General features: G+C 72.8%; 6 protein-coding genes. All 6 read left to right on the forward strand.

Features of this window, described 5'->3' with window-relative positions:
- The coding region (locus tag G3I42_RS23255) for a DUF3152 domain-containing protein (RefSeq protein WP_164288944.1) at positions 1 to 773 on the forward strand (773 nt) is incomplete at its 5' end.
- A 92-nt stretch (positions 774 to 865) separates the two neighbouring features.
- The gene (locus G3I42_RS38460) at positions 866 to 958 is read left to right on the forward strand and encodes an Ms4533A family Cys-rich leader peptide (RefSeq protein WP_324603493.1); all 93 of its coding nucleotides are present in this window, start codon (positions 866 to 868) and stop codon (positions 956 to 958) included.
- Between the two features lie 176 nt (positions 959 to 1,134).
- Positions 1,135 to 2,904 carry an ABC transporter substrate-binding protein gene (locus tag G3I42_RS23260; RefSeq protein ID WP_164288946.1) on the forward strand — a complete coding sequence of 590 codons (1,770 nt, stop codon included), beginning with the start codon at positions 1,135 to 1,137 and terminating at the stop codon, positions 2,902 to 2,904.
- Between the two features lie 140 nt (positions 2,905 to 3,044).
- The gene (locus G3I42_RS23265; RefSeq protein ID WP_164288948.1) at positions 3,045 to 4,163 is read left to right on the forward strand and encodes an ABC transporter permease; all 1,119 of its coding nucleotides are present in this window, start codon (positions 3,045 to 3,047) and stop codon (positions 4,161 to 4,163) included.
- Positions 4,160 to 5,149 carry an ABC transporter permease gene (locus G3I42_RS23270; protein WP_164288950.1) on the forward strand — a complete coding sequence of 330 codons (990 nt, stop codon included), beginning with the start codon at positions 4,160 to 4,162 and terminating at the stop codon, positions 5,147 to 5,149. The genes G3I42_RS23265 and G3I42_RS23270 overlap by 4 nt, the downstream gene beginning before the upstream one ends.
- The coding region (locus G3I42_RS23275; RefSeq protein WP_164288952.1) for an ABC transporter ATP-binding protein at positions 5,146 to 6,753 on the forward strand (1,608 nt) is incomplete at its 3' end. The genes G3I42_RS23270 and G3I42_RS23275, both read left to right, overlap by 4 nt.

Genomic DNA, 6,753 nt, shown 5'->3' on the forward strand with positions numbered 1-6,753 from the left:
GGGGCCGGCTCCTCGTCGGGGCCTGCGCCGCCGCCCTCACGCTCGGCCTCGCCGTCGCCGTCTCCGGGCAGCACCCCGGCGGCGCGACGACGCTCGACGCGAAGGCGCAGGCCGCGCCGCCCTCCGTGGACGCCAAGCGCTCCGTGCCGAGCGAGCGTCCCGCGGCCCCGCCCACGTACGACGAACTCATGGGCCGTACGTACCCGCTCGCCGCCGACGCCAAGGGACCCGGGACCTTCACGGCCGTCCCCGGCAGCGCGCGGGCCCCGCGCCAGGGCGTGCAACTGCTGAGCTACCGCGTCGACGTCGAGGACGGGCTCGGGCTCGACGGGCAGCTCTTCGCCGACGCCGTGCAGAAGACCCTCAACGACGACCGGAGCTGGGCCCACCAGGGGCAGCGCGCCTTCCAGCGGATCTCCGAGGGGCAGCCCGATTTCGTGGTGACCCTCGCGAGCCCCGGCACGACCCACGTGTGGTGCGCCAAGTCGGGGCTCGACACGAGCGTCGACAACGTCTCCTGCGACTCGGCGGCGACCCCGCGCGTCATGATCAACGCCTACCGCTGGGCGCAGGGTTCGACGACGTACGGCGACGCGATCCACCCGTACCGGCAGATGCTCATCAACCACGAGGTCGGCCACCGGCTGGGGCACAACCACGAGAGCTGCACCCGGAACGGACAGCTCGCGCCCGTCATGCAGCAGCAGACGAAATTCCTCGATCACGACGGCATCACCTGCCTGCCCAACCCCTGGCCTTTTCCCAGGAGCTGACGGGTCGGCAGGCCGCCCGCGAGACCGGTCGGGGTCCGGATGTGACCGGTCTCGCTTTGACACCCGTCCGTGTATCGATCATATTTTTGCGCATGTCGAACGCCCGCATCGCGCCGCAGTACGCCTTTGAGCTCGTGCTCATCGGTGTCACCGCGCTGTGCGTGGCCGACATCATCTGTCTCTGACCCCGCGTTCCCCCGACGCCCGCCGGCCTCTTCCCCGGCCCCGCGTCGGCTGCTCTCGCAACGCTCCGGGTCGCACCCCTGTCGCCCTGCCCTGTTCCAGGACGCGCGCCTTCCCCGTACCCCCGGAGCGCCCCCACTCCGGCCCGTCGTGCGTGCCGCTCGTCCAAGGAATCCGCATGTCCCGTTCCCCCCTGCCCGGCTCCGCCCGCAGATCCGTCACCGCGCGCGGGAGCGCCGCGCTCGTCGTGAGCCTCGTCCTCGCCGGGGGCCTCGCCGCCTGCGGCCCCGACGACAGCGGCTCCGCCTCCTCCGGCTCCGCCAAGAGCGGCGGTACGGGGGCGAGCGGCGCCCCGCACAAGGGCGGCACCCTCACCGTCCTCAACGCGGAGCCCACCACCGACTTCGACCCCGCCAGGCTCTACACCTCCGGCGGCGGCAACATCCCCTCGCTCGTCTTCCGCACCCTCACCACGCGCGCCCGCGAGAACGGCGCCGCCGGATCGAAGGTCGTGCCCGACCTCGCGACGGACACCGGGACGCCGAGCAAGAACGCCACGGTGTGGACGTACCACCTCAAGAAGGGCCTCACGTACGAGGACGGCTCGCCCATCACGAGCGCCGACATCAAGTACGGCATCGAGCGCTCCTTCGCCGGTGAACTCTCCGGTGGTGCCCCGTACTTGCGCGACTGGCTCATCGGCGGCGCCGACTACCAGGGGCCGTACGAGGACAAGGGCAAGGGCCTCGACTCGATCGAGACCCCGGACGACCTCACGATCGTCTTCCACCTGAACAAGCCCGAGGGCGAGTTCCCCTTCCTCGCCACGCAGACGCAGTTCGCGCCCGTGCCGAAGAAGAAGGACACCGGCACGAAGTACGAGAGCCACCCGGTCTCCTCGGGCCCGTACAAGGTCGTCTCGAACGAGAACGACGGCGAGCGCATCACGCTGGCGCGCAACCCCCACTGGTCCGCCACGACCGACGACCAGCGCAAGGCGTACCCGGACAAGATCGACGTCCGCTCCGGGCTCGACTCCGCCGTCATCAACCAGCGACTTTCGGCCAGTGTCGGCAAGGACGCCGCCGCGATCACGACCGACACCAACCTCGGCCCGGCCGAACTCGCCAAGGTGACCGGGGACAAGAAGCTCGCCTCGCGCGTCGGCACCGGCCACTTCGGCTACACCAACTACCTCGCCTTCAACCCGAAGGTGAAGCCCTTCGACAACCCGAAGGTCCGCGAGGCGATCGCCTACGCCGTCAACCGCGCCTCCGTCGTCAACGCGGCCGGCGGCTCCGCGCTCGCCGAGCCCGCCACGACCTTCCTGCCCGACCAGAAGTCCTTCGGCTACACGAAGTACGACCCGTTCCCGGCCGGGGAGAGCGGCAACCCGGAACAGGCCAAGAAGCTGCTGAAGGAGGCCGGTTACGCCAAGGGCCTCACGATCACGCTCTACCACAGCAACGCGAAGAACTTCGCGACGAGCCCCGAGGTCGCGACCGCCCTCCAGGACGCCCTGGCCAAGGCGGGCATCAAGGTCGAGCTCAAGGGCCTCGACCCGAGCGACTACAGCGACACCGTCTACAGCGTCAAGACCGAGCCCGGCGCCTTCCTCGCGGGCTGGGGCGCGGACTGGCCCTCCGGCGGCCCCTTCCTCGGCCCGATCTACGACGGCCGCCAGATCGTCGAGAACGGCTACAACTTCAACGCCAGCCGCCTGGACGATCCCTCGGTCAACAAGGAGATCGACGAGATCAACAAGGTCACCGATCTCGACGAGGCCGCGCGGCGCTGGGGCGCGCTCGACAAGAAGATCGGCGCGAAGGCCCTCAACGTGCCGCTCTTCCACCCCGTCTACAAGCGGCTCGTCGGCACCGCCGTCAAGAACGTCGTGATCAGCGACTGGACCGGCGTGCTCGACATCTCGCAGGTCGCGGTCAAGTAGCGCCCCGGGCGGAGGGGTACGGGGCCGGGGCGCCCGACCACGTACCTCCCCGGCCCGCGTGCCCGTCCCCGCCCGCGCGCCTGCCCGGCCCCGTACGTCCCCCTGCCTCCACCCCCTCCCACACGGCGGTTGCCCTCACCATGTCCGAAGCCCTCCTCACCGCCGGTGGCGGCGGGGTCCCCGCCGGGCCCGCGCCCGGGGCCCGCGCCTTCTGGCGCCGCCTGCGCGCCCGACGCGCCGCGCTCGTCGCCGCCTGTGTCGTCGTCCTCCTCGTCCTCGTCGCCGTCTTCGCGCCGCTGCTCGCCGCGCTGGAGGGCCAGGACCCGACGACGTACCACCCCTCGCTCGTCGACTCCGCGACCGGCGGCGTCCCGATCGGCTCCTTCGGCGGCATGAGCGGCAGCCACTGGCTCGGCGTGGAACCGCAGACCGGGCGCGACCTCTTCGCGCGCCTCGTCTACGGCGCCCGCGTCTCGCTCGGCATCGCCTTCGCCGCGACCGCGATCCAGGTCGTTCTCGGCGTCGGCCTCGGCCTCGCCGCGGCCCTCGGCAACAAGCTCGTCGACCAGCTCATCAGCCGCGTCACCGACATCGCCGTCGCCCTCCCCATGAACATCCTGGCGCTCGCGCTCCTCGCCGTCGCGCCGGACTTCCTGCCGCGCGCCGTGCTGCTCGCGCTCATCATGGGGCTCATCGGCTGGACCGGGACCTCGCGCCTCGTCCGCGCGCAGGCCAAGTCCCTCGCCGCCCTCGACTACGTCGCCGCCGCGCGCCTGAGCGGCTGGGGCACGTGGCGCATCGCGCGCCGCGAGCTGATGCCCTCGCTCGCCGCGCCCGTCATCTCGTACACCGCGCTGCTCGTCCCCGGCAACATCGGCACCGAGGCCGCGCTCTCCTTCCTCGGCGTCGGCATCGTCCCGCCGACCCCCTCGTGGGGGCAGATGATCACCGACGCCAACACGTGGTACCAGGCCGCGCCGACCTACCTGCTGCTCCCCGCCGGGCTGCTCTTCCTCACCGTCCTCTCACTCACGGTCTTCGGCGAGGGCGTGCGCGCGGCGCTCGACCCGCGCGCGCAGTCGCGGCTCGCGGTGGGGACGCGGAAGCTGCGCGAGCGGGTGCGGGGGACCCGTACGGAGAGCGCGGCCGATGCCCGTACCGGCAAAGCCGCCCCCGTACCCGCCCCGCGCGACGACGCTCCCGCCCCGCGCGACGCGGCGCCCTCCGCCCCGCGCGACGACGAAGGTGACGCCCGATGACCCGGTTCCTGATCCGGCGGTTCGCGGGCGCGGTGCTCGTGCTGCTCCTGCTCTCCGCCCTCGTCTACGCGATGTTCTACGTCATCCCCGGCAACGTCGCGCAGACCATCTGCGGCCCCCGCTGCTCGCCCGCCCAGGTCGCGCAGGTGCACGACAGGCTCGGGCTCGGCGACCCCGTCTGGGCGCAGTACTGGCACTTCCTCCAGGGGATCTTCGCCGGCCGCGACTACTCGACGGGGACCGGCAGCGAGCACTGCGGCGCGCCCTGCCTCGGCATGTCCTACCGCAGCGGACAGCCCGTCACGACGCTCATCGCGAACAAGCTGCCCGTCTCGGGCTCGCTCGTCGTCGGTGCCTTCGTGCTGTGGCTGGTTCTCGGCGTCGGCACGGGGATTCTCTCCGCCTGGCGGCGCGGGCGGCCCACCGAGCGCATTCTCACCGGCATCACGCTCGCCGGGTTCGCGACGCCCGTCTTCGTCATCGGGCTCGTGCTCATCATCCTCTTCTGCTCGACGCTCCAGTGGCTGCCCTTCCCGACGTACGTGCCCTTCGCGCAGGACCCCGAGCAGTGGGCGTGGAACCTCGTGCTGCCCTGGTTCTCGCTCGCGCTCATCGAGTCCGCGAAGTACACGCGCCTCACCCGCGGCGCCATGCTGGAGACCCTCGCCGAGGACCACGTGCGCACCTTCCGCGCCTACGGCGTCAGCGAGCGCTCCCTCGTCGTGCGGCACGCGCTGCGCGGCGCGCTCGCGCCCGTCATCGCGCTGAGCGCCCTCGACGTCGGCACGATGTTCGGCGGCGCGACCCTCACCGAATCCCTCTTCGGCATCCCCGGGCTCGGCCGCGCGCTCGTCGAGGCCGTCCGGGTCTCCGACCTGCCGGTCGTCGTCGGCGCCGTCCTGGTGATCGGCTTCTTCGTAGTCCTGGCCAACGCCGTCGCGGACGTCCTGTACGTGGTGGCCGACCGACGGGTGACCCTCGCATGACCGTTTCCGGTGAACTCCTGCTCGACGTCCGCGACCTCACCGTCGACTTCGGATCACTGCGCGCCGTCGACCACGTCTCCTTCGAGCTCCGCGCCGGTCAGGCGCTCGGCATCGTGGGCGAGTCCGGGTCCGGCAAGTCCGCGACCGCGTACGCCCTCCTCGACCTGCACCGCGGTACGGGCGCCGAGGTCGGCGGCAGCGTGCGCCTCGCCGGGACCGACGTACTCACCGCCTCCGAGCGGGAGTTGAGGAGACTGCGCGGCGGCACCGTCGCGATGGTCTTCCAGGACCCCCTGTCCTCGCTCGACCCGTACCACGCGATCGGCGCGCAGATCGCCGAGGTGCACCGGCTGCACAGCGGCGCCTCGCGGCGGGCCGCCCGGGCGCGCGCCGTCGAGGTGCTCGACCGCGTCGGCATCCCCGACGCCGCCCGCCGCGCCCGCTCCAGGCCGCACGAGTTCAGCGGCGGGATGCGCCAGCGCGCCCTCATCGCCATGGCGCTCGCCTGTGAGCCGAAGCTCCTCGTCGCCGACGAGCCCACGACCGCGCTCGACGTCACCGTGCAGGCCCAGATCCTCGACCTGCTCCACGAGTTGCGCACCGAGGAAGGGCTCGCCCTCGTCCTCGTCACGCACGACGTCGGGGTGGCGGCGGGCAGCGTGGACGACGTCCTGGTCATGAAGCAGGGGCGCGTCGAGGAGCGCGGGCCGGTGCGCGACGTACTGGGCGCACCGCGCGCGCCGTACACGCGCGCCCTGCTCGGCGCCGTCCCGCTGCTCGACGGACCGCCCGCCCGCGACCTCGGACTGGACGGCGAACCACTCGTCACCGCGCGGGACTTGACGAAGGTGTACGGGCGGGGACGGCGCGCCGTGACCGCGCTCGAAGGGGTCTCGCTCACCGTGCGGCCCGGCGACAGCATCGGCATCGTCGGCGAGAGCGGCAGCGGCAAGACGACGCTCGGGCGCATGCTCGTCGGACTCCTCGAACCGAGCGCGGGCACGGTGACGTACGGAGGCGCCGCGGCGGCCCGCGAAGGGCGGCGGCCCGCCGTGCAGATGGTCTTCCAGGACCCCGCCTCCTCGCTCAACCCGCGCCGCAGCGTGGGCGAATCGATCGCCGACCCGCTGCGCGCGCGGGGCGACCGCGACGAGGGCGCCGTCCGCGCCCGCGTCGACGCGCTCCTCACCCGCGTGGGGCTCGACCCGGCCCACTACGACCGCTACCCGCACGAGTTCAGCGGCGGCCAGCGCCAGCGCGTCGGCATCGCCCGCGCCCTCGCGCCCGAACCCGCCGTCCTCCTCGCCGACGAGGCGGTCTCGGCGCTCGACGTCACGACCCAGGACCAAGTCGTCGCGTTGCTGGACGAGTTGCGCCAGGAACTGGGCCTCGCCCTCGTCTTCGTCGCCCATGACCTCGCGGTCGTCCGCCAGGTCAGCGCGCGCGTGCTCGTCCTGCGCGCGGGACGGCTCGTCGAGGAGGGCCCGGTGGACCGCGTCTACGCGAGCCCCGCCGACCCGTACACGCGCCGCCTCCTCGACGCGGTCCCCGTCCTGGACCCGGCGGAGGCCGCCCGGCGGCGGACCCGGCGGCGCGCGGCGCTC

Source organism: Streptomyces sp. SID11385, assembly GCF_010548245.1.
In the GTDB taxonomy this organism is placed as follows: domain Bacteria; phylum Actinomycetota; class Actinomycetes; order Streptomycetales; family Streptomycetaceae; genus Streptomyces.

Coding starts and splice junctions, on each gene's coding strand:
- G3I42_RS23270 (WP_164288950.1), top strand. CDS start 4,160: ATGACCCGGTTCCTGATCCGGCGGTTCGCGGGCGCGGTGCTCGTGCTG.
- G3I42_RS23265 (WP_164288948.1), top strand. CDS start 3,045: ATGTCCGAAGCCCTCCTCACCGCCGGTGGCGGCGGGGTCCCCGCCGGG.
- G3I42_RS38460 (WP_324603493.1), top strand. CDS start 866: ATGTCGAACGCCCGCATCGCGCCGCAGTACGCCTTTGAGCTCGTGCTC.
- G3I42_RS23260 (WP_164288946.1), top strand. CDS start 1,135: ATGTCCCGTTCCCCCCTGCCCGGCTCCGCCCGCAGATCCGTCACCGCG.